Annotated in this window: 18 protein-coding genes and 1 pseudogene; 9 read left to right on the forward strand and 10 right to left on the reverse strand. The window is 75.5% G+C overall.

The features are described 5' to 3' along the window. Nucleotides 1-5: 5 nt before the first annotated feature. Genes QNH85_RS04360 through cydC form a run of 3 tightly spaced genes read left to right on the forward strand, consistent with a single transcriptional unit; the run spans nucleotide 6 to nucleotide 4860 of the window. The gene (locus QNH85_RS04360; RefSeq protein WP_282944903.1) at nucleotides 6-1154 is read left to right on the forward strand and encodes a WxL protein peptidoglycan domain-containing protein; all 1149 of its coding nucleotides are present in this window, start codon (nucleotides 6-8) and stop codon (nucleotides 1152-1154) included. Further along, on the forward strand, nucleotides 1151-3085 hold the full coding sequence (locus QNH85_RS04365; RefSeq protein ID WP_282944904.1) for an ABC transporter ATP-binding protein/permease: 1935 nt from the start codon (nucleotides 1151-1153) through the stop codon (nucleotides 3083-3085). Before QNH85_RS04360 ends, QNH85_RS04365 begins: the two co-directional genes overlap by 4 nt. Beyond that, the gene (gene cydC, locus QNH85_RS04370) at nucleotides 3082-4860 is read left to right on the forward strand and encodes a thiol reductant ABC exporter subunit CydC (RefSeq protein WP_282944906.1); all 1779 of its coding nucleotides are present in this window, start codon (nucleotides 3082-3084) and stop codon (nucleotides 4858-4860) included. Before QNH85_RS04365 ends, cydC begins: the two co-directional genes overlap by 4 nt. A 93-nt stretch (nucleotides 4861-4953) precedes the next feature. On the opposite strand, the gene trmB is transcribed toward cydC, so the two are convergent. The 5 genes and pseudogenes from trmB to QNH85_RS04395 form a co-directional block, all read right to left on the reverse strand. Further along, nucleotides 4954-5721, reverse strand: a complete 768-nt coding sequence (gene trmB, locus QNH85_RS04375; RefSeq protein ID WP_282944908.1) for a tRNA (guanosine(46)-N7)-methyltransferase TrmB — start codon at nucleotides 5719-5721, stop codon at nucleotides 4954-4956. 41 nt (nucleotides 5722-5762) lie between these two features. Continuing rightward, nucleotides 5763-6545: a VOC family protein gene (locus QNH85_RS04380; protein ID WP_282944909.1), complete on the reverse strand. Its 783-nt coding sequence runs from the start codon at nucleotides 6543-6545 to the stop codon at nucleotides 5763-5765. Between the two features lie 166 nt (nucleotides 6546-6711). Beyond that, the gene (locus QNH85_RS04385) at nucleotides 6712-8094 is read right to left on the reverse strand and encodes a UDP-glucose dehydrogenase family protein (RefSeq protein WP_428830354.1); all 1383 of its coding nucleotides are present in this window, start codon (nucleotides 8092-8094) and stop codon (nucleotides 6712-6714) included. 603 nt (nucleotides 8095-8697) lie between these two features. Next, nucleotides 8698-9894, reverse strand: a pseudogene (locus QNH85_RS19920) (glycoside hydrolase family 26 protein); the annotation flags it as partial. Beyond that, the gene (locus QNH85_RS04395) at nucleotides 9887-11539 is read right to left on the reverse strand and encodes a glycosyltransferase family 2 protein (protein ID WP_282944911.1); all 1653 of its coding nucleotides are present in this window, start codon (nucleotides 11537-11539) and stop codon (nucleotides 9887-9889) included. The pseudogene QNH85_RS19920 and the gene QNH85_RS04395, both read right to left, overlap by 8 nt. A gap of 680 nt (nucleotides 11540-12219) precedes the next feature. On the opposite strand from QNH85_RS04395, the gene clpB reads away from it, so the two are divergent. The 3 genes from clpB to QNH85_RS04410 are packed head-to-tail and all read left to right on the forward strand — an operon-like array spanning nucleotide 12220 to nucleotide 16206. After that, the gene (gene clpB / locus QNH85_RS04400; RefSeq protein ID WP_282944977.1) at nucleotides 12220-14826 is read left to right on the forward strand and encodes an ATP-dependent chaperone ClpB; all 2607 of its coding nucleotides are present in this window, start codon (nucleotides 12220-12222) and stop codon (nucleotides 14824-14826) included. A 32-nt stretch (nucleotides 14827-14858) separates the two neighbouring features. Beyond that, complete coding sequence (locus QNH85_RS04405) at nucleotides 14859-15557, forward strand: DedA family protein (RefSeq protein ID WP_282944913.1); 699 nt, start codon at nucleotides 14859-14861, stop codon at nucleotides 15555-15557. Continuing rightward, complete coding sequence (locus tag QNH85_RS04410) at nucleotides 15550-16206, forward strand: UdgX family uracil-DNA binding protein (protein WP_282944915.1); 657 nt, start codon at nucleotides 15550-15552, stop codon at nucleotides 16204-16206. Before QNH85_RS04405 ends, QNH85_RS04410 begins: the two co-directional genes overlap by 8 nt. 43 nt (nucleotides 16207-16249) lie before the next feature. Here the strand turns inward: QNH85_RS04410 and QNH85_RS04415 are convergent, their stop codons facing one another. Next, a complete protein-coding gene (locus QNH85_RS04415; RefSeq protein ID WP_282944917.1) occupies nucleotides 16250-17341 on the reverse strand; it encodes an FAD-dependent oxidoreductase in 1092 nt (363 codons plus the stop codon). Nucleotides 17342-17514: 173 nt separating this feature from the next. Further along, on the reverse strand, nucleotides 17515-19788 hold the full coding sequence (locus QNH85_RS04420) for an aryl-beta-d-glycosidase (RefSeq protein WP_282944918.1): 2274 nt from the start codon (nucleotides 19786-19788) through the stop codon (nucleotides 17515-17517). A gap of 156 nt (nucleotides 19789-19944) precedes the next feature. Between QNH85_RS04420 and QNH85_RS04425 the strand changes: the two genes are divergently transcribed. Further along, on the forward strand, nucleotides 19945-20544 hold the full coding sequence (locus QNH85_RS04425; protein WP_282944919.1) for a TetR/AcrR family transcriptional regulator: 600 nt from the start codon (nucleotides 19945-19947) through the stop codon (nucleotides 20542-20544). A gap of 2 nt (nucleotides 20545-20546) precedes the next feature. Here QNH85_RS04425 and QNH85_RS04430 read toward each other — a convergent pair whose 3' ends face one another. From QNH85_RS04430 to QNH85_RS04440, 3 genes are all read right to left on the reverse strand, one after another. Beyond that, complete coding sequence (locus QNH85_RS04430; protein WP_282944921.1) at nucleotides 20547-21128, reverse strand: DUF4190 domain-containing protein; 582 nt, start codon at nucleotides 21126-21128, stop codon at nucleotides 20547-20549. Nucleotides 21129-21204: 76 nt separating this feature from the next. Continuing rightward, entirely contained in the window at nucleotides 21205-22092 is an 888-nt protein-coding gene (locus tag QNH85_RS04435) for a DUF4190 domain-containing protein (RefSeq protein WP_282944923.1), read from the reverse strand. 67 nt (nucleotides 22093-22159) lie between these two features. After that, complete coding sequence (locus tag QNH85_RS04440; RefSeq protein ID WP_282944925.1) at nucleotides 22160-22957, reverse strand: exodeoxyribonuclease III; 798 nt, start codon at nucleotides 22955-22957, stop codon at nucleotides 22160-22162. Between the two features lie 88 nt (nucleotides 22958-23045). Here QNH85_RS04440 and QNH85_RS04445 point away from each other — a divergent pair, with 88 nt between their 5' ends. Further along, the gene (locus QNH85_RS04445) at nucleotides 23046-23807 is read left to right on the forward strand and encodes an SDR family NAD(P)-dependent oxidoreductase (protein WP_282944927.1); all 762 of its coding nucleotides are present in this window, start codon (nucleotides 23046-23048) and stop codon (nucleotides 23805-23807) included. Nucleotides 23808-23871: 64 nt separating this feature from the next. Beyond that, a complete protein-coding gene (gene pyrE, locus QNH85_RS04450; protein ID WP_282944979.1) occupies nucleotides 23872-24447 on the forward strand; it encodes an orotate phosphoribosyltransferase in 576 nt (191 codons plus the stop codon). The last annotated feature ends 14 nt before the right edge of the window (nucleotides 24448-24461 follow it).

A 24461-nucleotide genomic window follows, 5' to 3' on the forward strand; every position in this document is an offset into this window, starting at 1 on the left:
ACGCCGTGACCGACGCCCCCGTCCCCACCCCCCACCGCGCCACCTCCCGCACGACCACCCGGACGCCCGCGCGCCTGCGGGCGTCCGTCGCCGGGGTCCTCGTGGCGGCCGCGCTGCTGCTCGCCCCGGCGGGCGCCGGCGCGGTGGTCGGCCCGGCCGCGGCCGACCCGACCGCCCTGTCGTGGGGCGTGGTGCCAGCGGAGAACGACCAGGGCGCCGGCCGCGCGAACTTCGCCTACGACGTCCGGCCGGGCCAGGAGGTCCGGGACGCCGTCGTCGTCACCAACCACGGGCAGACCGCGCTCGACCTCGACGTCTACGCGGCCGACGCCCGCACCACCACCAGCGGCCAGCTCGACCTGCTCCCCGCCGACGAGCCGTCCACCGGCGTCGGCACGTGGGTGCAGCTCGACCTGCCCGCGGTCTCCCTCGCCCCCGGTGCGTCCGTCGAGGTGCCGTTCACCGTGCGCGTCCCCGCCGACGCGACGCCCGGCGACCACAGCGGCGGCGTCGTCACCGCGGCCGTGAGCGCCGACGACGGCTCCACGGTGCGCCTGGACCGCCGGCTCGCCCTGCGGATGCACCTGCGCGTCGACGGCGCGGTCGCCCCCGCGGTCGCCGTCGAGGGCCTCGCGGTCGAGCACCGCGGCACGGCGAACCCGCTCGCCGCCGGGACCGTCGTCGTCCGGTACCGGGTCACGAACACCGGCAACGCCCGGGTCCTGCCCACGGAGGCGGTCACCGTCGCCGGCCTCGCGGGCACCCGGCGCACCGTGCCGTCCGCCGCCGCCGACGCCGAGCCGCTCGAGGTCCTGCCGGGGTCGAGCCTGGAGCGGGAGGTCGTCCTGGACGGCGTGCGGAGCCTCGGGCCCGTCGACGTGCAGGTGCAGGCCGTCGCGACCGCCGTCGGGCTGGGCGGCGGGGCGACGGCGCGCGCCGCGGCCGAGGCCTCGGTCGTCGCGGTCCCGTGGGCGCTCGTCGCGCTCCTGGTGCTGGTCGTCGCCGCGGGCGTCGCGCTGCTGCTCCGGCGGCGCCGGACACGCGCCGGTGTGAGTCCCGTCGCACCGGGCTCCCCGGAGAGCGGGACGTCGGGGGCAGGTGGCAGGGTGCTTCCCGACAGCCCGCGCCCGCACGACGGAGGACAGCCCGCATGACCGCCCCGCACGCCGTGAGCCCCGGTGGTCACCCCGCTCGCCCGGGCGGCGGGCACCCCGGGCGCGCCGGCGGCGGTCACCCCGGGCGCACGGGCGGCGGTCACCCCGGGCGGCCCGGCGCGGGGCCCGTCGGCCCGCCCGTCGTCCCGACCCCGCCGCTGCCCCGGCGCGTGGGCGTCGTCCCCGCCGTGCTGACCTGGGTGGTCGCCGCGGGCACCACCGCCGTGTACCTCGCGCTCGGCTCGGTGCTCGACGGCGCGCGCACGGGCGCCGGCGTCCCCGGCGGGGCGCTCGTGGCGATCGTCCTGGGCGTGGTCGTCATGGCCGCCGCCGCGTTCGCCGGTCCCCGGCTGAGCCTCGGCGCCGTCGGCCCGCGGGAGACCGAGCGGCGTGACGTCCTGCTGGACCAGGTGTTCCGCCTGGGCGTGGCGTTCCGGACGCAGGAGCGCTCGGGCCGCTTCGTCTCGACCGCCACCGACGGGGTCGAGCGCGCCGCGTCCTACGAGGCGACGTTCCGGTTCCCGATCATCGCCTCGATGACCGTCCCCGTGATCGCCCTCGTGGCGCTGGGTGCGGCCGTGGACTGGGTGGTGGCCGGCTGGCTCGCCCTCGCGCTGCCCGCGATCCCGCTGCTCGTCGGCGGCTTCCAGCGGGCCTTCCGCGGCGTGTCCGTGCAGTACCGGATGACCGCGCGGCGGTTCGCGGCGCAGTTCCTCGACGCGATCCAGGGCCTGCCCACCGCCACGGCGTTCAACCGGGCGGCCGCCAAGGGCGCCGAGCTGGCGCGCGGCGCGGAGCAGCTCCGGCGGATGGTCATGAGCCTGCTCGCGCGCAACCAGCTGGTGCTCCTGGTCATCGACTCGTCCTTCTCGCTCGCGATGGTCACCGCGGCGGCCGGGCTGGCGATGGTGCGGCTGCGGGACGGGGCGATCACCCCGGGCCAGGCGGTCGCCGTGGTCCTCGTCTCGACCGTGCTGCTGGAGCCGCTCGACCGGGTGGGCCAGTTCTTCTACGTCGGCATGGGCGGACGGGCCGCGGTGCGGGAGATCGACACGGTGCTCGCGCAGCGCGCCGTCGCCGCCGACGCACCGGGGGTGCGCGCACCGGCCACGACGACGCTGCTGGTGCCCGACGCCGCCGGTGCCCCGGACCGCTCCGGCGCCCCCGCGCCCGAGGCGGTCGCGCTCGACCACGTCTCCTTCGCCTACCCGGGCGGCCGGCCGGTCCTCGACGACGTGTCCTTCACCGTCCCGCGCGGGGGCCGCGTCGCGCTCATCGGCCCGTCGGGGTCCGGCAAGAGCACCGTCGCCGCGCTGCTCCAGGCGCACCTGCGCCCGGCCGCCGGACAGGTGCGGGTCGGCGGGCACGACGCGACCACGGTGCCGGTCGACTGGGTCCGCGCCCAGACCGCGGTCGTCGCGCAGAGCACGTACCTGTTCACCGGCACGCTCGCCGACAACCTGCGGCTCGCCGCCCCCGAGGCCGACGACGAGCGCCTGTGGGACGCCCTCGCGCAGGCGAACCTCGCGGACGACGTCCGGTCCTTCCCGGACCGGCTCGCCACCCGCGTCGGCGAGCGCGGGCTGTCCCTGTCCGGCGGCCAGGCCCAGCGGCTCGCCGTGGCGCGGGCGCTGCTGAAGGACGCGCCCGTGCTGCTGCTCGACGAGCCGACCAGCCAGGTCGACGCGGCCTCGGAGACCGCCCTGGTCGAGGCGCTGGACCGGGCCGGCGAGGGGCGGACCGTCGTCCTCGTCGCGCACCGGCTCAGCACGGTCCGCGGCGCCGACGAGGTGCTGGTCCTCGCGGAGGGCCGCATCGTCGAGCAGGGCCCGCCCGACCGGCTCGGCAGCATCGACTCGTACTACGCCCGCGCCCTCGACCTGTCCGGCGTCGCCGGCGGACCGCTCGCCGCGCAGGAGGCCACCCCGTGAGCGCCGCCGCACCCGCCGCACCCCTCGCTCCCGCCGCCCAGGCCGCACCCGGGACCCCGCCGGCGCCCCTGTCCCGCGCCGCCGTGTCGCGCCGCCTGGTCCGGTTCGGCCGGCCCGTGCTCGCGCCGCTCGCCGCCTCGCTGGTCTGCCGGGTGGCGGGTCAGCTGCTCGGGATCGCGCTGCTGGGCGTGTCGGCCTGGGGCGTGGCCCGGGTCGCGCAGGACCCGGCCGCGCCGGTCGCCCCGGTGGTGTGGACGCTCGTCGTGCTGTCGCTGGTCAAGGGCGTGCTGCGGTACCTGGAGCAGTTCACCGGCCACGCCGTCGCGTTCAAGGCCCTGGCGATGCTGCGCGTCGACTTCTACGACCGGCTCGCGCCGCAGTCGCCCGCCGGGGTGCTGTCCCGGCGCACCGGCGACCTGGTGAACCGCGCGACCAAGGACGTCGACCGGGTCGAGGTGTTCTTCGCCCATACGCTGGTGCCGGCCGTCAGCGCCGTCGTGGTGCCCGCTGTCGTGCTGGTCGTGCTCGCCGCCGGGTACGACCCGGTGCTGGCGCTGGTGCTGCTGCCGTTCCTCGTGCTCGTCGGGGCGGTCGTCCCCGGCTGGGGCCGGACGCCGAGCGCCGCCGCCGCCACGCAGGTCCGGGCCGCGCGGGGCCGCCTCGCGCAGCTCGTCACCGAGTCGCTGCAGGGCGTCCGGGAGGTGCTCGCGTTCGGGGCCGCGGGCCGCCGCCGCGCCGAGGCCCGCGCCGTCGCCGCCGAGGTGCACGCCGGGCTCGGCACGCTCGCCACCTGGACCGCCCGCCGCCGGGCCGCCAACTCGGTGCTCATGGTCGGCGCGGTCGTGACCGTCGCGCTGGTCGGCGCCGCGCGCGTGTCGTCCGGCGCGCTCGGCTGGCCCACGTACGCCGTGGCGGTGGTGCTCGCGCTCGCGGTGTTCACGCCGGTGCTCGCCGTCGAGGACGTCGCCCCGGACCTGGAGCAGGCGTTCGCCGCCGCGCGCCGGCTCTGGCGGATCACCGACGCCGCGCCCGCCACCACGTCGCCCGCGCACCCCGTCCCCGTGCCCGCCGGGCCGCTCGACCTCCGGTTCGAGGGCGTGTCGTTCACCTACCCGGCGCCGGAGGTCGACCCGGACGACCCCGCGTCGGCGGCCCCGCCCCGCGACCGCCGTCCCGTCCTGGACGGCCTCGACCTGCACGTGCCCGCGAGCAGCACCACGGCGGTCGTCGGCTCGTCGGGCTCGGGCAAGTCGACGCTGGTGAACCTGCTGACCCGCGCCTGGGACCCGGACACCGGGCGGGTGCTGCTGGGCGGGGTGGACGTCCGCGACGTCGCCCTGGAGGACCTGCGGCGGCACGTCGCGGTCGTCGGCCAGAGCACCTACCTGTTCAACGACACCCTCGCCGCGAACCTGCGCCTCGCCGCGCCGGACGCGACCGACGAGCAGCTCGTCGAGGCCTGCCGCCGGGCGGCGCTGCACGACGCGGTCCTCGCCATGCCCGACGGGTACGACACCCGGGTCGGGGAGATGGGGGAGCGGCTGTCGGGCGGGCAGCGGCAGCGGGTCGCGATCGCCCGGGCGCTCCTGCTGGACGCGCCGGTGCTGGTCCTGGACGAGGCGACCAGCCAGCTCGACGTCGCCACGGAGGCCGAGATCCAGGACGCCCTGGTCGAGGTGTGCCGGGGCCGCACGGTGCTGGTCATCGCGCACCGCCCCGGCGCCGTCCGCACGGCCGACCGCGTCCTGCGCATCGACGACCTGAGCCGCGGGTAGGCGACGTCCGCCCGACCGGGCGCGTGGGAGCCACCGGACCCGTCGGGCCGTCGGGCCCGTCGGTGCCCGTCGGTGCCCGTCCGCCCCGTCGGCTCAGGCCGTCCGGGTCGCGATCACGTCCCGGGACGCGCGGCCCGCGTCCAGGCCGCGGCGCTCGAAGCGGGTCTCCGGGCGGTGCGCCGGGCGCGGCGCGAACCCGCGGTACGGGTTGGTCAGGCCCGGGTCCGCGTCGACGACCTCGAGCATCTGCTCGGCGTACGGCTCCCAGTCCGTCGCGCAGTGCAGGGTGCCGCCCACGGCCAGACGGCTGCGGAGCAGCGCGACGTGCTCCGGCGCGATGATCCGCCGCTTGTGGTGCCGCGCCTTCGGCCACGGGTCCGGGAAGAACACGTGCACGGCGTCGAGGGAGCCCGGGGCGACGACCCGGCGCACGAGGTCCAGCGCGTCGCCGTGCGCGACCCGCACGTTCGTCAGGCCGCGCCGGTCGAGCAGCACCAGCAGGTTCGCGATGCCCGGCAGGTGCGCCTCGACGGCGAGGTAGTCGCGGGCGGGGTCGGCCTCCGCCATCGCCGCGGTCGCCTCGCCCATGCCGGAGCCGATCTCGAGCACGACCGGGGCCGTGCGCCCGAACAGCCGCAGCGTGTCGAGCGTGCCGTCGGGCAGGGACGGCGCGAGGCCCAGCGTCTCGTCGTGCACGGAGAACCCGAGCCGCGGCCACAGCCGCTCCAGCGCCTCGGCGCGGCGCTCGCCGAGCCCGGCCCGCCGGGGGTGGTAGGTCCGGACCGGCTCGCCGGCGGTCTTCTTGGCGTGCCGGAAGGCGTCGCCGGGCCGGGCGTCGTCGGGGGCGTCGGGAGCGGGCACGGCGTCGAGGGTAGTCGTCGCCGGCCGCCGCACCCCGTGCGTCACCCGGCGGGCGGGCCGCTCGGCTCGTCCGTCGACATCAGCCAGAACCGCTCCCCGAACGGCCCGGTGATCCCGGCGAGCCGCCCGTAGGGCGTGTCCTCCGGCTGCGCGAACACCGCGCCGCCGAGCCGCACCGCGGCGGCCGCCGTCGCGTCGGTGTCGGGGACCGCGACGTACACGGCCCACTCGGGCGGCTCCCCGCCACCGCCGACGCCCCCGACCGCGCGTCCCTCGACCAGCAGCGTCACGTAGTCGAACCCGGGCGCGCTGATGTCGTCGAGCGCGTACCCGAACGCGGCGCGGTAGAACTCCTTCGCGTCCTCGAAGCGCGGGGACAGGTGCTCGTTCCAGATCATCGCGCCGGGCTCGTTCACGACCTGCGCCCCCACGGAGATCCCGGCCTGCCACAGCGCGAACGTCGCCCCGGTGGGGTCGCGGAGCACCGCCATCGCACCGAAGTCCATGACGTCCACGGGCCCGGCGAGCACCTCCGCCCCGGCGGCCACGGCCCGCTCGACCGCCGCCCGGACGTCGGAGGCGGCGAGGAACGTCAGCCACGCCGCCGGACCGTCCGCGCCGCCGCCCGGCATGACGCCGCTCAGCGCCGCCGCCCGCCGCCCGCCGACCAGGGCCTCGCTGTAGAACCCGGTCTCCTCCGGGCCGACCTCGAACTCCCACCCCAGCAGGTCGCCGTAGAACCGCCGGCCGGCCTCGAGGTCGGGGACGGCGAGTTCCGCCCAGCAGGGGGTGCCGTCGGGCCAGGGCTTGTCGTGCACGCTCATGCTCGTCCTCCTCGACGCGGGCCCGCCGGCCGGCGAGCGGTGCGGACCCATCCGACCACCCGCCTCCGACAGCGCGCCAGACCGCACGCGAGAGGGGCGCCCCCGCGGTCCGGCGTGCCTGCGCACGCCGTCCCGCCGGGACGCCCCTCGTCGTCGGTGCTGCGCCTCAGGCGGCGGTGCGCCCCAGGCCGGCGAACTGCCAGCCGGCCGCACGCCAGCGCGTCGGGTCCAGCTTGCCGCGCGCGTCGACGACCCGCGGGGTCGCGGCGAGGCCGGCCAGCTTGTCGGCGTCGGCGGTCGCGAACTGGTCCCACTCGGTGAGGACCAGGACGACGTCGGTGCCCTCGACGGCCTCCTCCATCGACGTGGCGTACGACAGCGTCGGGAAGGAGCGGCGGGCGGTGTCGCCGGCCTCCGGGTCGAACACCGTGACCTGGGCGCCGCGCAGGTGCAGGGCCGCCGCGACGTTCAGCGCCGGCGAGTCGCGGACGTCGTCGGTGTCGGGCTTGAAGGCCGCGCCGAGCACGCCGATCCGGCGGTTGAGGACGGAGCCGCCGCAGGCCTCGACCGCCATGTCCAGCACGCGCTCGCGCTGGCCCATGTTGATCTCGTCGACCTGCTGCAGCAGCGCGGACGCCCGGTAGGCACCGAGCTCGTTCGCGCGGTGCATGAGGGCGCGGATGTCCTTGGGCAGGCAGCCGCCGCCGAAGCCGAGGCCGGCGTTGAGGAACTGCCGGCCGATGCGGACGTCGTGCCCGAGGGCGTCGGCGAGCACCGTGACGTCGGCGCCGGCGGCGTCGCAGACCGTGGAGATCGCGTTGATGAACGAGATCTTCGTGGCGAGGAACGCGTTGGCGCTGACCTTGACCAGCTCGGCGGTCGGCAGGTCGGTGACGACCACCGGGGTGCCCTCGGCGATCGGGCCGGCGTAGACCTCGCGCAGGGTGGCCTCGGCGCGGGCGCTGGTGCCGCCCATGACGATGCGGTCGGGGTGCAGCGTGTCCTCGACGGCCTTGCCCTCGCGGAGGAACTCGGGGTTCCACACGAGCTCGACCTCGAGGCCGGCGGGGGTGTGCTCGGCCACGAGCTCGCGGAGCCGCGCGGCGGTGCCGACCGGGACCGTGGACTTGCCGACGATGAGCGCGTCCTTGGTGATGTGCTGCGCGATGGTGGTCGCCGCCGACTCCACGTAGGCCAGGTTCGCCGCGTGGCTGGTCTTCATCTGCGGGGTGCCGACGCAGATGAAGTGCACGTCGCCCCACGCCGCCGCGGCGGCCAGGTCGGTGGTGAACGTCAGGCGGCCGGTGTCCAGGTGCTTCTCGAGCAGCGGGTCCAGCCCGGGCTCGAAGAACGGCACCTTGCCGGCGGCCAGGGCGTCGACCTTGCCCTGGTCGGTGTCGGCGCCCATGACCTCGAAGCCGAGCTCGGCCATCGCGACCGCGTGGGTGGCGCCGAGGTAGCCGGTGCCGAAGACGCTGATCCGCAGCGGGGCGGCGGCGGTGCTGGGCTGCGCGGCGGGCTGCTCGGCAGCCTGCTCGGCGGCGGCCAGCTCGGACGAGAGGGCGGCGGCGGAGAGTGACGCGTCGTTCATGGGAGTGCTCCTCACGGTGGGGCGCGGGTGGCGGGGAGTGCGTGGCCCCCGGGTGGTGGGCCGGGCGGCGCGGCGGGTGGCCGCGTACCTGTCGGTGAGCTCGCCGGTGGGCGCCGGGGCCGGGGTGGGTGCCGGGGCGGTCGCCGTCTGCGGTGCGACGGCCGGCTCCGGCGTGGCGGCGGGTGCCTGGGCGTCGACCGCGCCCTCGGGCGACGGCGGCGGCGTCGGGCCGGCCGCGGAGGCCAGGACCGTGCCGCCGAACCGGCGCGCGGGGTCGGCGATGCCGGCGCGGAACGCCTCGAGGGTGTTCGCCCGCGAGTCGACCCGCCAGTCGTTGGTGGCGAGCTGGCCGTCGACGTACGTGGTCACCGCGAGGTTGAACCACGCGAAGCCGATCACGTCGTCGTTCGCGCCGGGGTCGAAGCCCTGGAAGAAGGACGTCACCCAGGCCGGCTTGGTGCCGCCGATCTCGGAGGCGCCGACCTCGGCCAGCAGGATCTTCTTGTCCGTGATCGCCCGGAGCTGGTCCAGCGTGCGGCCGTAGGTGTAGTCGAAGGTCGAGGTGTTGTCGGCCTTGTACGGCGGGCGCTGGTAGCCGGAGACGCCCACCCAGTCGACGTACGCGTCGCCGGGGTAGAGGGCCTGGAGGAACGCCGGGTCCTGGAACGCGGCCGGCAGGTTGTTGACGATGTTCGGCGACCAGACCCAGATGACGTACTGGTTGGCGCCGTTGGCCTCGAAGATGTCGTGGACGTGCTGCCACATCTTCACGTAGTCGCCGACGTTGTTGCCGTTGATCGGCGCGCCGGACGACGTCTGCTCCGACCACGGGTACCAGGTGGAGTTCATCTCGTGGTCCAGGCGGATCGCGAGCGGCAGGCCGGTCGCGGCGACGTCCTGGGCGTACTGGGTCAGGTAGGCGTCGAAGTCGCCGGCGATGATCTTCGGCAGGCTGTACGCCGGCTCGTCGACCACGTCGTTCTTCGAGGCGATCGGGCGGGACTCCCACGTGAGCATCGGCAGCATGCCGCGCTCCCAGGCCCGGGTGACGGCGTTGGCGCGGAAGCTCTCGTCCCAGCCGCCGAAGTAGCCGACCATGCTCTGGCTGCGGCCGACGTCGGTCGCGGCCGCGTCGAACGTCGACCAGCTGAACGGCGCCTGCTCCGTGTACATCCCGAAGTACCGGGAGGCCGGGTCGACGAGCGACGCCTTGGACGGCGCGGACGGCTTGGCCGGGCTGGACGGCGGGGTCGAGGGGTTCGACACGACCGGCTTGCCGGGGTTGTTCGGCCTGCCGCCGCCGGTCGAGGCGTTCGTGGTCCGCCGCGAGGAGGACGAGGACGACTTCTTGGAGCCGGAGGAGGAGCCCTTCGCGTCCTCCTCCGCCTCGGCGGCGGCCGCAGCGGCGGCCTCGGCCTCGCGCTGCGCCTGGGCCGCGGCGCCGTCCGCCTCGCCCTTCTTGCGGGCCGCCTGCTCGTCGGCCAGGACGTCGCGCAGGGCCTCGGCCTGGGACCGGCTGGCCTGCAGCTGGCCCTCGAGCTCGTCGTTGCGCCGCTGGAGCGCGAGCTCCGCCGCGGTGGGCTCGTCCGCCTCGGCGTTGACGATGGAGGACACGGCGGGCGTGTTCCACACGACGAGGGTCACGGCCAGCAGGGCCACGATGACGGCCGCGGTGCCGATGCGGGCTCGCGCGCTCATCCGCCCCATGGTCGGGGCCCACCAGTGCTTGCCGGTGTGCGTGGTCGGGGTCTCAGACATAGAGCAGGGCCTCCAGGGCGAACAGGACCACGGCGATCCCGTAGGGGATGGCCGCGAGCGGGTTGAGCCGTCGGCGGGTCGGGGCGGGGGCGGCGGTGCGGTTCTGCCGCCGCGAGATGTCCGCGAGGGTCGTGGCGGCCGGGGCCGGCGCGGTCTCGGTGAGCACCTGGGAGCCCGCGGCCTCGGTGCCGTCCGCGGCCAGCACGGTGTGGCCGGTGACGAGCGGGACCGGGGTGCCCGGCTCGCCGCCGTGGTCGCGCTGCGACGGGAACGGGTTCACGGGGGAGGTGCCGCGGTCGACCACGTCGACCGGCGCGGCGCGGGACATGAGGTCCAGCTCGGCCTCCAGCGAGCGGGCGTCCTGCTCCTGGTCCGTGTCCGCCGACTGGCCCGGGTCGCCACCGGCGTAGGCGCCGGCGCGGGTGCCCCAGCCGGACGCGTGGGCCATCCGCAGGAAGCCGAGCAGCCGGATCGGCATGAGGAAGAACGTCGAGACGATGATGAACACCGGGAGCCGGAAGAAGTCGCCGGGGACCTCCTGCAGGTGCCGGATCTGGCGGATCGCCATGGACAGCACGGAGGAGACGACCATGAGCGCGATCACCCAGAACCAGCCGGCCTGCGCGCCGTAGGTCTCGAGCATCGCCTCGTAGAGGTTGACGCCCGTGCCGCTCACGGAGCGGTAGACCCAGCCGGCGATCGTCCCGAACAGCAGGAACGGCAGCAGGATGTCGGTCAGGAAGAAGATCGACAGGATCGGCGCGTGCCCGAGCATCCAGGGCAGCATCCGCAGGGTGTTGTACTGGCTCCCGCGGGCCCAGCGCAGCTGCTGCTTGAACAGCTTCTTCACCTGCAGCGGGGCGTCGGTGTAGACCAGGCTCGTGTGCTGGTAGACGGTCCGGTAGCCCTGCTTGAGGGTGAGGTTCGTCAGGGTGCGGTCGTCGGAGACCTCGAGGAACACGCCCATGAACCGCTGGTTCATGAAGTCGTCCATGACCTTGATGAGGATGTGCCGGCGGAACGCGATGGTGCGCCCCGGGAGGCAGCCGACCTGGCCGAGCACCGACTGGGCGGGCATCGAGTACAGGGACCGCGAGTTCTCCAGCCAGTCCGCCCAGCGGGTGATCCAGGAGCGCGACGGCTCGAGGATGCGCTGGCGGGTGGTGACGCCGCCGACGTTCGCGTCCTTGAACGGCTTGATGAGCTCGGGGAGCGTGCCGGGGGTCCAGACCGTGTCGGAGTCGAGCAGCACCGTGATGTCGTACTTCGACATCTCCGTGCCGATCTTCACGGCGTTGCGCTTGCCGGGGATCGGGGTGTGCACCCACCGCACCAGGGGGGCGAACTCCTCGCAGACCGCCTCCAGGCCGGGGTTGCGCGCGCCGTTGATGACGACGATGACCTCGTCGGGTCGCTGCTCGGTCACCCGCGTGAGGACGTCCCGGAACAGGTCCAGGGGCTCGTCGACGACGGGGACGACCACGCTGGTGGTCTCGTGGTGCTCGGCGGTCCACGGCCGGTACCGGCGGGACAGGCCGACCTTGAGGAGCCAGAGGGCCCAGACGAGCCCGGAGAAGATCGTGAACAGGTACAGCTCGGCGTTGTCGTCGAACATGTGCCGGATCTGCAGGATGAAGATGAACATCGCTCACCTCGGCGCTGGATGGAACGGGTGGAGCCAGCGGCGACGGTGACGCGGCAAGGACGGGGGGATCGCGGGTGGGCCGGGGCCGTGCCCGGCGGCCGGGCGGCGCGATCGCTGTGACTGAGACGGTGGACGGGGGGCGGTGCTGTCACCCGTTGGGACGGGCGGCGACGTGGCGTCTGGGGTCGGTCGGGTGGAGCGGTCATGCCCTCGGGTCGAGTGGTCCAAGAGTGTTGGGGCGGGGTACGGCGACGCAACTCCCTCCAGGTGAATACGTCGCTCATTGTGAGATTGATCACTCAGACATCGTCCGTAATGTCCGCATTTGCGCAGATCACAGTCGTGCAAGTCCGACATCGTGGGACGTTCCCGGCACGGGGGTCGCGCCCCTGCTCAGCGCCCCTACCAGCCCCTCGGGCGTCCCGCGCGGCGTGGGGCGGCTCCGTGAACATGGTCACAACCTGTGATGACGAGACGTCAGAGTCAGGACTGGACATGACACGGCGTCATCGGCTCGGGCGTCGACGGCGCTCCGCACTGACCTGCGGTCGACGCGCAGAGTTGAGCGGAATAGGCTCAACTTCGCAGCAGTTGCACCGGGTGTCCCGTGCCACGGGACACGCGAGACTCAGCGCGCCGTGCGGTCACCCGCCGGCCCGGACCGATGCACGGAGGGGATGTTGGACGCGAAGCTCACCACCAAGTCGCAGGAGGCGATCGGCGATGCCATCCAGCAGGCGTCGGCCGCCGGGAACCCGCAGCTGGAGCCGGCGCACCTGCTGAACGCGCTGCTCGCCCAGGAGGGCGGCGTGGCGAACGGCCTGCTCGACGCCGTCGGGGCGGACCGCGGGGCGCTGGGCCGCGCCGTGCGCGCCATCCTGGTGAACCTGCCCGCCGCGAGCGGGTCGAGCGTCGCCCAGCCGACGGCCTCGCGGGCCACCGCCACGGCGATCGACGCCGCCTCCGCGGAGGCGCGCACGCTCGGGGACGACTACGTGTCCACCGAGCACCTGCTGCTCGGCCTGGCCGCGGGTCAGAGCGGCGTCGCCGACGCCCTGCGTGCCCAGGGCGCCTCCCGCGACGCGCTCGCCGCCGCCCTGCCGTCCGTGCGCGGGTCCGCGCGCGTGACCAGCCCCAACCCGGAGGGCACCTACAAGGCGCTCGAGCAGTACGGCGTCGACCTGACGCAGCGGGCGCGCGACGGGAAGCTCGACCCGGTCATCGGGCGCGACTCCGAGATCCGCCGCGTCATCCAGGTCCTGTCCCGCCGGACCAAGAACAACCCCGTGCTGATCGGCGAGCCCGGCGTCGGCAAGACCGCCGTCGTCGAGGGGCTCGCGCAGCGCATCGTCGCCGGCGACGTCCCGGAGTCCCTGCGCGGCAAGCGCCTCGTGTCCCTGGACCTCGCGGCGATGGTCGCGGGCGCCAAGTACCGCGGCGAGTTCGAGGAGCGCCTCAAGGCCGTCCTGGAGGAGATCACGTCCTCCGAGGGCGAGGTCGTCACCTTCATCGACGAGCTGCACACGGTCGTCGGCGCGGGCGCCGGGGGCGAGGGTGCGATGGACGCCGGCAACATGCTCAAGCCGATGCTGGCCCGCGGCGAGCTGCGCCTGGTCGGCGCCACCACCCTGGACGAGTACCGCGAGCGCATCGAGAAGGACCCCGCCCTGGAGCGCCGGTTCCAGCAGGTGTTCGTGGGCGAGCCCTCCGTCGAGGACACCGTCGCGATCCTGCGCGGCCTCAAGGAGCGGTACGAGGCGCACCACAAGGTGACGATCGCCGACGCCGCCCTCGTCGCCGCCGCGACGCTCTCCGACCGGTACATCACCGGGCGGCAGCTCCCCGACAAGGCGATCGACCTGGTCGACGAGGCCGCGTCCCGGCTGCGCATGGAGCTCGACTCCTCGCCGGTCGAGATCGACGAGCTGCAGCGCGCCGTGACCCGCCTCGAGATGGAGGAGGTCGTGCTGTCCGAGGCCGACGACCCCGCCTCCCGCGAGCGGCTCGAGAAGCTGCGCGCCGACCTGGCGGACCGCCGCGAGGAGCTCGCCGGGCTCACCGCGCGCTGGGAGAAGGAGAAGGCCGGCCACAACCTGGTGGGCGACCTCAAGGCCCGGCTGGACGACCTGCGGTCGACCGCGGACCGGCTGCTCCGCGAGGGCGACCTCGCCGCGGCCGCGCGCATCCAGTACGGCGAGATCCCGGCCGTCGAGCAGGAGATCGCCGCCGCCGAGGAGCGCGAGCGCGCCGGCTCCGGCGCCGTCCCGTCGGACCAGGCGCCGATGATCGCGGACAAGGTCGGCCCCGACGAGATCGCCGAGGTCGTCGCCATGTGGACCGGCATCCCCGCCGGGCGCCTGCTGGAGGGGGAGACCGCGAAGCTGCTGCGCATGGAGGAGGTCATCGGCGCGCGCCTGATCGGGCAGAAGGCCGCGGTCGCCGCCGTGTCCGACGCCGTCCGGCGCTCCCGCGCCGGCATCTCCGACCCCGACCGGCCCACCGGCTCGTTCCTGTTCCTCGGGCCCACCGGCGTCGGCAAGACCGAGCTCGCCAAGGCGCTCGCTGACTTCCTGTTCGACGACGAGCGCGCCATGGTGCGGATCGACATGTCGGAGTACGCCGAGCGGCACTCCGTCGCGCGCCTCATCGGGGCGCCCCCCGGGTACGTCGGCTACGAGGAGGGCGGCCAGCTCACCGAGGCCGTCCGGCGCCGCCCGTACTCGGTGCTGCTGCTCGACGAGGTCGAGAAGGCGCACCCCGAGGTGTTCGACATCCTGCTGCAGGTGCTCGACGACGGCCGGCTCACCGACGGCCAGGGCCGCACGGTCGACTTCCGGAACGTGATCCTCGTGCTGACGTCGAACCTCGGCTCGCAGTTCCTGGTCGACCCGGTGCTCGACCCCGCGTCGCGCCGGGACGCCGTGATGGGGGCGGTGCGGGAGGCGTTCAAGCCGGAGTTCCTCAACCGGCTCGACGACATCGTCCTGTTCGACGCGCTGTCGCTGGACGAGCTCACCCGGATCGTCGACCTCCAGGTCGAGTCCCTGGCGGCGCGGCTCCGCGACCGGCGGCTGACCCTCGAGGTCGACCCGGCCGCCCGGGAGTGGCTGGCGATCGAGGGGTTCGACCCGGCGTACGGCGCCCGGCCGCTGCGCCGGCTGGTCCAGCGCGAGATCGGCGACCGCCTCGCGCGGCTCCTGCTCGCCGGCGAGGTCAAGGACGGGGACACCGTGCGGGTCACCCGGACCGCGGACGACGCCGCGGGGCTGGAGCTCGCCCGGGCCTGACGGGTGCCTGAGCAGGCCACCGACCGCCGGCCGTGGCAGCATCGACCGGGATGATCCGGATGCTCGCCCTGGCCGGCGGCCGCGTGCCCGCCCAGACCTCCGACCCCACCGAGCTCACCGGCCTCGCCGGCTGGGTGGTGAGCGTCGTCGACGCGCTCGGTCCCGCGGGAGTGGGCCTGCTCGTCGCGCTCGAGAACGTGTTCCCGCCCATCCCGTCCGAGGTGGTGCTGCCCGTCGCCGGGTACGTCGCCAGCCAGGGGCGGATGTCGCTCCTGTGGGCCCTCGTCGGGGCGACGGCGGGCGCCGTCGCGGGCGCCCTGCTGCTCTACGGGCTGGGCGTCTGGCTCGGCCGCGACCGGCTGAGGCGGTGGCTGGAGCGGATCCCGCTGATGGAGGTCGAGGACCTGGACCGCGCCGAGTCCTGGTTCGACCGGCACGGCGGCGCCGCGGTCCTGATCGGCCGGTGCGTGCCGGTGGTGCGGTCGCTGGTGTCGATCCCCGCGGGCCTGGAGCGGATGCCGGTGCCGAGGTTCCTGCTGTACACGGCGATCGGCAGCGCCGTCTGGAACACCGGGCTCGTCGTCGCGGGGTACGCGCTGGGCTCCCAGTGGGAGGACGTCGGCCGGTACTCCGACTGGATCAACTACGCCGTGTACGCGGCGATCGCGTTCGTCGTGGTCCGGTTCGTGGTGACGCGCCTGCGCCGTCGCGGGGTCGTGGGCGGTGCCTGACCGCGGCGCGGCGCCGGAGCGCCCGGGGGCCCAGGAGTGGGTGCCGCCGGACGCCGACGTCGATGCGCTCGCGGCCGCCGCGCCCGCGTGCCGGGGCTGCGAGCTGTGGGGGCCGGCCACGCAGGTCGTGTTCTCCGCCGGGCCCTCGCGTGCCGCGCTCGTCCTGGTCGGCGAGCAGCCGGGCGACCGCGAGGACCGGGAGGGCGAGCCGTTCGTCGGCCCCGCCGGTCGGGTGCTGCACGACGCGCTGCACGACGCCGGGATCGACCCGGACGCCGTCTACGTCACCAACGCGGTCAAGCACTTCCGGTTCACGGAGCGCGGCACGAAGCGGCTGCACAAGAGCCCCGCGGTCGCGCACATCCGCGCCTGCCACCCGTGGCTGTCGGCCGAGCTCGCCGCCGTCCGCCCGCGGGTGGTGGTCTGCCTCGGCGCGACGGCCGCCCGGTCGGTCCTCGACCGGGACGTCACGATCGGCGAGGTCCGGGGCCGGGTGCTCGACGAGCACCCGGCGGACGCCCCGGACGCCGCCGTGCTGGTGATCGCGCACCCGTCCGCCCTGCTGCGGCTGCGCGGGCGGGACGGCTGGGACGAGGCCTACGCGGCGCTCGTCGCGGACCTGCGGACCGCGGCCGCCGCGGCGGGGTGACCGGGACGTCCCGCGGGTCGCGGGGGCGGCGCGGGGTCGCGGGTCAGGCGAACATCTCCGCGACCGCGCCCGCGTACAGGTCCGCGCCCTTGATCCGGCTCGTCTCCTCCGCGCCGAGGACCCGCCGCACGCCGTCCTCGCCGACCACCTGCGACGCCCCGCCCGTCCGGCCGAGCGGCAGCACGATCCGCTCCGGCGCCGGGGCGTAGGTCGCCGCCGGCTCGTCCCCGGCCACGAGGGCCCGGATGTTCGCCGCGACGACCTCGGCGTGCGCCCGCGCGGCGGACGCCCGCTTCGACTCCGGCACGTCCGTGATGTCCCCGACGGCGAACACCGTGGGGTGCCCGGCGAGCGCGAGCGTCGCGTCGACCCGGACCTCCCCGAGCCCGTTCCGCGCCCCGGCCAGGTCGCCGGCCAGGTAGTCGCTCGCGGGGAGGTTCCCGTAGCAGCGGAACCACATCTGCGCCTCGACGCGCACGCCGGCCTCGGTCTCCACGGCGAACGGCTCGAACGTGCCGACGTCCGACGGGGGCAGGTAGCCGAGCCGGGAGCCCAGGACGAAGTCCACCCGCCCGTCGAGCTGCTCGTGCACCGCCGCGCGCAGCTCCGGCAGGTAGTCCCCGGTGGTCAGCGCGTCCCGGGCCTGGTCCACCACGGTGATCGCGAGGTGCGGGTACCGGTCGAGCAGCTCGCCCACGAGCTCGAGCCCCACCGCGCCGGCCCCGACGACGAGCACCCGCTGCGCCCGGTCCAGGCCGTCGCGCATCCGCGCGAGCCGCGCGCGGGCGACCGCCGTCTCCGACTCGATGAACTTGGACGGGAACGGGTACGAGGTGCCCGTCGCCAGCACGAGGAAGTCCGCGTCCAGGGCGGTGCCGTCCGCGAGCCGCACACCGCTCGACGTCGCCCGCTCCACGCGCTGCGGCACGATGCTGCCCCGCTCCAGCAGGTTCCCGTACGGGAAGAACACCCGCTCCTCCCACTCCGGGTCCACCGCGGCCCGCAGCGCGGCCGAGGCGTGCACGAAGGCGTCCTTCGGCTCGACCAGCACCACGTCCGCGACGTCGTCGAGCAGCGCCGCCACCCGCGTCCCGCCGTACCCGCCCCCGACCACGACCACCCGTGCCGCTGCCATGTCGAACCCCTCTCGCCCGTGCGGGCCCGCCTGCCGCGCGCCCGTGACCAGGGTGTCACCGCGCGCGTCCACCCCCGTGGGACGTCGGGCCCGCGCCGGGGGTGACGCCCGGCACCCCGCAGGCCCGCCGCGCGGGGTGCGCGACGGGCCTGCGGGGTGCTGCCGGGTGGGCGTCAGGCCGTGCGGGTCTGCGCCACGAGGTCGTCGAGCGTCGTGAGGTCGAAGCCCGCCATGCCGAAGCCGGCGACGACGCGCATCGGCATGTCGCCCATCATCGCGAGCATCGTGGGGTCGAGCTGCGCCGTCGCGTCGCTGAAGCCCGTGCCCAGCACCTCGCGGCCCCGCGGGTGCGCGAGCCACTCGTGGACCGTCGAGTCCGCGGACAGCTCGCCCCACAGGGGCTCACCGGTGACGGCGACCTCCACGGTGCCGCGGATGTCGCGGGACGACGCCCCGACCTCGACGACGGTGCGGCCGCCGCCCACGACCCACCGGCGCAGCGCAGGGTGCCAGTAGGACAGGTCGCGGGCGCCGAGCGTGAAGGTCAGCGTCCGGGACTCGCCGGGCTCGAGCGTGACCTTGCCGAACGCCTTGAGCTCGCGGGTGGGCCGGAGCACGGCGGCCTCCGGGTCGCCCACGTAGACCTGGACGGTCTCGGCGCCGGCCACGGCACCGGTGTTCGTGACCGTGACGCCGACCTCGACGGACGACGCCGCGCCCTCGCCGGACACGGTGGCCGTGACGTCGGTGTGGTCGAACGTCGTGTACGACAGGCCGTGGCCGAAGGGGTACGCGACGTCGACCAGCCGGGTGTCGTACCAGCGGTAGCCGATCAGCACGCCCTCGCCGTACCGGACGTGCCCGTTGTCCCCGGGGAAGTTCCCGAACGCCGGGGTGTCCTCGACGCGGTGCGGGATGGTCTCCGCGAGCCTGCCGGACGGGTTCCGGACGCCGAGCAGCAGGTCCGCCACGGCCGAGCCGCCGGCCTGGCCGCCGAGCCAGGTCTCGAGCACCGCGGCGGCGTCGTCCTGCCACTCCACGGTGACGGCGGAGCCGTTCGCGAGGACCACGACGACCCGGGGGCTGACCTCGGCGACGGCGCGCAGCACGGCGAGCTGGTTCGCGGGCAGCCCCAGGTGCGTGCGGTCGTAGCCCTCGGACTCGTCGGGTGCGGGCAGGCCCAGGAACAGCAGCACCGTGCCGGCGCCCCGGGCCGCGTCGACCGCCTCGGCGAGCAGCGCGGCGTCGTCCGCGTCCTGCGACCCCTCGACCCCGGCCACGGAGAACCCGGCCGCGAACGGCAGCGGCGTCCCGGTGGCCTCGCGCAGCGCGGTGAGGGCGTCGTCCAGGCGGGTCGGGTTGACCTGCGAGGAGCCGGCGCCCTGGTAGCGCGGCGTCCGGGCGAACTCCCCGATGACCACGGCGGACGCGGCGGCCTCGGGCGTCAGCGGCAGCACGGGCGCGCCGTCGACCACGTCGTTCTTCAGCAGCACCGACCCGTCCGCGGCGGCCTCGCGGGCCAGGGCGTGGTGCGCGTCGACGTCGATCGTCCCGGGCTCGGCGAGCGCCGGCTGCGCCTTCGCGATGAGGGTCAGGACGCGGCGCACGGCCACGTCGAGCACGCCCTCGTCCAGGGCGCCGCTGCGCACCGCCTCGACCACGAGCGCGTCGGTGCGGCCGCCGGTGGCGGGCATCTCCAGGTCCAGCCCCGCGGCGACGGCGGCGACGCGGTCGACCACGGCGCCCCAGTCGGAGACGACCAGGCCCTCGAAGCCCCACTCGTCGCGCAGCACCTCGGTGAGCAGCCAGTGGTCCTGCGACGCGTAGGTGCCGTTGACCCGGTTGTACGAGCACATGACCGTCCACGGCTGCGCCCGCGTGACGACGCGCTCGAACGCCGGGAGGTAGATCTCCCGCAGGGTGCGCTCGTCGACGTCCGCGGAGACGCGCATGCGGTCGGTCTCCTGGTTGTTCGCGGCGAAGTGCTTGAGCGACGTGCCGACGCCCTCGGCCTGGATGCCGGTGACGAGCGCGGCGCCGAGGTCGCCCGCCAGCGCGGGGTCCTCGGAGAAGTACTCGAAGTTGCGCCCGCACAGCGGCGACCGCTTCATGTTCACGCCGGGGCCGAGCAGCACCGCGACCTCGTTCGCGCGGGTCTCGCGGCCCAGCGCGCGGCCGACGCGCGTCAGCAGCTCCGGGTCCCACGTCGAGGCCAGCGCGGCGGCGGGCGGGAAGCACGTCGCGGGCACGGAGCTCCCGATGCCCAGGTGGTCGGCGCTCTCGGCCTGCTTGCGCAGCCCGTGCGGGCCGTCCGTGACCATCACCTCCGGGACGCCGAGGCGCTCGACGCCCTCGGTGTGCCAGAAGTCGGAGCCGGACGTCAGGGCGGCCTTCTCCTCCAGGGTCAGCGCGGCCAGGACACGCTCGACGTCGAGTGCGTCGGTCATGCGGCACCTCCTCGTGCGGTGGGTCTGAGGCGGCCCACTCTAGCCTGATCCCTACCGTGCGGTCAGGTTTTCGCGGCGTCGTGACGGAGGGCTGTGAGACGCTGTCGCCCGGGCGCCGGTCGGTGCCCGCGGGCACGGTGCAGGGGGAGCGCGACGATGACGGTCGAGGTGCAGCGGGGGTACGCGAAGGGCCGCGCGAAACGGCGCGAGATCATCGACCAGGCGATGGCGATGTTCGGGGAGGTCGGCTACCGCGGCGCCTCCCTGCGCGAGATCGCCGCGCGGTGCGGCATCTCGCACCCGGGGCTGCTGCACCACTTCCCGACCAAGGAGTCGCTGCTGCTGGCCGTCCTCGACCACCGGGACGAGGCCGACATCGAGTGGCTGGAGACCGACAGCGCCGACGGCGTCACGACGCTGCGGCACCTGGTGGAGCTCACCGCGCTGAACACCACCCGGCGCGGCATCGTCGAGCTCTACGCGGTGCTGTCCGCCGAGGCGACGTCCGCCGACCACCCGGCGCACGCGTACTTCCAGCAGCGCTACCGCCGCGCGGTGGACACCGGCGTGACGGCGTACGCGCGCGCCCGGGAGGCGGGCCTGCTGCGTGAGGGCATCGACCCGGAGGCCGCCGGCAGGCAGCTCATCGCCCTGATGGACGGCCTGCAGGTGCAGTGGCTGCTCGACGACGGGGCGACCGACATGGCCGGCGTCGTGCGGGCCGTCGTGCAGGACCAGCTGACCGCCCGGCTCTGACGTCAGGGGCCGGCGGTCCCGCCCAGCAGCGAGCCCGTGCCCGGCTCCGCCGTCACCGCGACGCAGAGGCCCGTGCGGTCGCCCGCGGCCCAGGACCGCTCCGTCGGCGACCACGCGACCATCGTCAGGCCCCGCTCCTGCTCCGCGGCGGTGAGGTCGCACCCCGCGGCCACTCGCGCGGCCGCCTCCGCCGCGCCCGGCCAGGCGGCGTCCGCGCCGAACTCGTACGCGCTGACGACCTGCGCGGCGTGCTCGTCGGCGCAGGGCACCACGCGCAGCCGGTCGACCGGCCCGTCCTCGGGGAGCTCCGCCAGGCAGTTCCCCGTGACGAGCTGGACCGCCCGCGCGTCGACGGGTGCGGCGACGTCCGGCGGCAGCGGGCGGGACGCGAGCGCGGTCCCGATGCCGGCTGCCGCGAGCGCCGCCCACGCGAGCGTGCCGAGCCCGCCGAGCACCAGCCCGGCGACCGCGAGGCCCCGGCCGCGCAGCGCACCGGCCCGCGTGCGGCGCACCCCGACCAGGCCGAGCACCACCGCCACCGGCCCGAGCCCGAGGACGCCCGTGACCAGGGCCGCGACGCTCACGCGGTCCGTGCGCGGCCGCGGCGCGCCCCAGCCGGGGGTGTAGTACGGGTCCGGGTAGGCGGACGAGCCGGTCAGGTCACACCTCCGAGCCGCTGAGCCGGGCCGGGTCCGCCGGGCCGGCGAGCGTGCCGGCGACCGCCGACCCGGTGACGGGCTCCTCCACCACGAGCACGCAGTACGCCGAGCGGCCGATGACGTCCGGCTGGTCCCACTGGTCGGGGTGCGGGTAGTAGACGTCGGTGCTGAGCGACGGCACCGGCGGCACGCCGTCGAGCACCGTGGCGGCGTCCGCGGAGCACCAGTCGATCAGGTCGGCCCACACCGGGTCGTCCGCCGTCAGGTTCTCCTGCAGCGGCGCGGCCACGGGCAGGACGCTCAGCACCTCCGCCGCGTGGGCCTCGTCGCAGCCGACCACCGCGGCGTCGGACATGTCGTAGGTCTGCGGCGCGACGTCCAGGCAGTCGCCGGCCTGCAGGAGCACCGTCAGCTCGAAGGGCGGCATCGTGCCGGACGCGTCGTCGGCGGTCGCGCTCCACGACTCGTCGCTGCCGCTCGAGCTCACGGTCGCGACGAGCACCACCAGGAGCACCACGCCCGCCAGCAGCAGCGCCGTCATGACGCCGCCGACCACGATGCCCGCGATCGCCAGCCCGCGCCCCTGCGCGCCCGTGCGGCGGATCCGGCGGAGGGAGGCGACACCGAGCCCGACGCCCACGGGGCCGGTGAGGAAGCCGACGAACAGCCCCACGCAGCTCACGACGAGCGAGGCGATCGCGAGGGAGTCCGTCGACGCGGGCGGGGGCGGTGCCCAGGAGGGGGCTGCGCCGTAGGCGGTGCCCGCGCCGTAGGGCGTGCCCGCGCCGTAGGGGGTGCCCGGACCGTAGGGGGTGCTCGCGCCGTGGGGGACGACCGCACCGTAGGGCTCGCCCGCGCCGTCAGGTCCGGGGCCGCCGTCCGCTGTCATGCGCAGAACCTAGCGGAGCGCGCGGCCCGCCCGCCGCCGCCCGGCACGGTTCCCCCGGACGGGCGCGTCAGGCGGCGTCGGCGATGTCCAGCACCACCGGGACGTGGTCGGACGGCGCCTTGCCCTTGCGCTCGTTCCGCTCGATGGCCGCGCCGGTCACCCGGACGGCCAGCGCGGGCGACGCCCACGTGAAGTCGATCCGCATGCCCTCGTTCCGGGGGAACCGCAGCTGCTGGTAGTCCCAGTACGTGTAGGTGTGCTCGGCCGGGATGTGCTCGCGCGACACCTCGGTGTACCCGGCGGCGCCGATCGCGGCGAACGCCTCGCGCTCCGCCGGGGTCACGTGGGTGCTCCCCGCGAACTTCGCGATGTCCCACACGTCGGTGTCGAGCGGGGCGACGTTCCAGTCGCCGACCAGGGCGACCGGCAGCGCCGGGTTCTCCTCGATCCACCGGCCGGCCTCCTTCTGCAGGGCCTCCAGCCAGCGGAGCTTGTAGTCGAAGTGCGGGTCCCCGACCTCGCGGCCGTTCGGGACGTAGAGGCTCCAGACGCGCACGCCGCCGCAGCTCGCGCCGAGCGCGCGGGCCTCGGTCACCGGGTCCTCGCCCCACCCCGGCTGGCCCGCGAAGGCGTGCTCCACGTCGGTGATCCCGACCCGGGAGGCGATCGCGACGCCGTTCCACTGGCTGAACCCGCTCGTGACGACCTCGTACCCCGCGGCCTCGAACGCCTCGCGCGGGAACTGCTCGTCCTTGCACTTCGTCTCCTGCATGGCCAGCACGTCGGTGCCGCTGCGCTCCAGGAAGGCGATGACGCGGTCGACGCGGGTGCGGACGGAGTTCACGTTCCAGGTGGCGAGGCGCATGAGCCGCACGCTACCGGCCGCCCCCGACACCGGCGACGCACCTCGCGTCGCGGCGACAACCGCTCGCGACGCTCCGTAGGGTGGCGCCATGGGAACCGCACTCATCACCGGTGCCAGCGCCGGCCTCGGGCTCGAGTTCGCCTGGCAGCTCGCCACCGCCCGGCACGACGTCGTCCTGGTCGCCCGGGACACCGAGCGCCTCGAGCGGCTCGCCGCCCAGCTCCGGGCCGCCGCGGGCATCCACGCCGAGGTGCTGACGGCCGACCTCACCGACCGCGCGGACCTCGAGCGGGTGGCGGACCGGCTGCGGGCCACGGAGCGCCCGGTCGGCCTGCTCGTGAACAACGCGGGTCTCGGGCTCGGGCAGCGCTTCGTCGGCGGCGACCTGGCCCGCGAGGAGTCGGCGCTCGACCTCATGGTCAAGGCCGTCCTGGTGCTGTCGCACGCCGCCGCGGGGGCGATGACCGAGCGCGGGCGCGGGGCGGTCCTCAACGTCGCGAGCGTGGCCGCCCTCATGGCGTCCGGCACCTACTCGGCGCACAAGGCGTGGGTGCGCACGTTCACGGAGGGCCTCGCGGTCGAGCTCGCGGGGACGGGCGTCACGGCGACCGCGCTGTGCCCCGGCCTCACGCACACCGAGTTCCACGAGCGCGCCGGGCTGCGCGGCTCCGACAGCTACCCCGAGCTGGCGTGGCTGGGCGCCGACCGCGTCGTGGCCACCGCGCTCGCGGACGTCCGCCGGGGCGCCGTCATCTCGACGCCGAGCCTGCGCTACCGCGTCGCGTCCGGGGTGCTGCGGGCCCTGCCCCGCACCGCGGTGCGGCGGATCGGCGAGCTCCGGGTCGACTGACGGGCGTGGGCCGCGCCCGCCGGGTCGGTCCCTCGGGCGACGCGTCGCTACGCTGGCGGGCGTGATGAGCTCCCCGATGTCCCCGACTCCCCGCGAGCAGCTGCGCGACCTGATCGTCGAGCTCGCCGTGGTGCGCGGCAGGGTCACCCTGTCCTCCGGCCGCGAGGCCGACTACTACGTCGACCTGCGCCGCATCACGCTGCACCACCGCGCCGCGCCGCTCGTCGGGCACGTGCTGCTCGACCGGCTCGAGGAGGTCGGGCTGGGCACCGCGGAGGTCGAGGCCGTGGGCGGGCTGACGCTCGGCGCCGACCCCGTCGCCACGTCGCTGCTGCACGCCGCGGCGTCGCGCGGCCAGGACCTCGACGCGTTCGTGGTCCGCAAGGAGGCCAAGGCCCACGGGATGCAGCGCCGGATCGAGGGACCGGACATCGCCGGGCGGCCCGTCGTCGTGCTGGAGGACACCTCCACCACCGGCGCGTCCCCGATCGCCGCGGTCGAGGCCGCCCGCGAGGCCGGCGCCGACGTCCGCGGCGTGGCCGTCATCGTCGACCGGGCGACCGGCGCGCGGGAGAAGATCGAGGCGCTCGGCGTCCCCTACCACTACCTGTACGACCTGTCGGACCTCGGCCTGGCCTGAGCAGGCCGGCCCGG

It is taken from the genome of Cellulomonas endometrii (assembly GCF_949769265.1).
Lineage (GTDB): Bacteria > Actinomycetota > Actinomycetes > Actinomycetales > Cellulomonadaceae > Cellulomonas > Cellulomonas endometrii.

Bases quoted from the DNA above. Each gene is read 5' to 3' on its own strand.
- QNH85_RS04380 (WP_282944909.1), bottom strand. From the start codon at position 6,545: ATGAGCGTGCACGACAAGCCCTGGCCCGACGGCACCCCCTGCTGGGCG.
- pyrE (WP_282944979.1), top strand. From the start codon at position 23,872: ATGAGCTCCCCGATGTCCCCGACTCCCCGCGAGCAGCTGCGCGACCTG.
- QNH85_RS04420 (WP_282944918.1), bottom strand. From the start codon at position 19,788: ATGACCGACGCACTCGACGTCGAGCGTGTCCTGGCCGCGCTGACCCTG.
- QNH85_RS04435 (WP_282944923.1), bottom strand. From the start codon at position 22,092: ATGACAGCGGACGGCGGCCCCGGACCTGACGGCGCGGGCGAGCCCTAC.
- QNH85_RS04445 (WP_282944927.1), top strand. From the start codon at position 23,046: ATGGGAACCGCACTCATCACCGGTGCCAGCGCCGGCCTCGGGCTCGAG.
- QNH85_RS04425 (WP_282944919.1), top strand. From the start codon at position 19,945: ATGACGGTCGAGGTGCAGCGGGGGTACGCGAAGGGCCGCGCGAAACGG.
- QNH85_RS04415 (WP_282944917.1), bottom strand. From the start codon at position 17,341: ATGGCAGCGGCACGGGTGGTCGTGGTCGGGGGCGGGTACGGCGGGACG.
- QNH85_RS04440 (WP_282944925.1), bottom strand. From the start codon at position 22,957: ATGCGCCTCGCCACCTGGAACGTGAACTCCGTCCGCACCCGCGTCGAC.
- QNH85_RS04365 (WP_282944904.1), top strand. From the start codon at position 1,151: ATGACCGCCCCGCACGCCGTGAGCCCCGGTGGTCACCCCGCTCGCCCG.
- QNH85_RS04395 (WP_282944911.1), bottom strand. From the start codon at position 11,539: ATGTTCATCTTCATCCTGCAGATCCGGCACATGTTCGACGACAACGCC.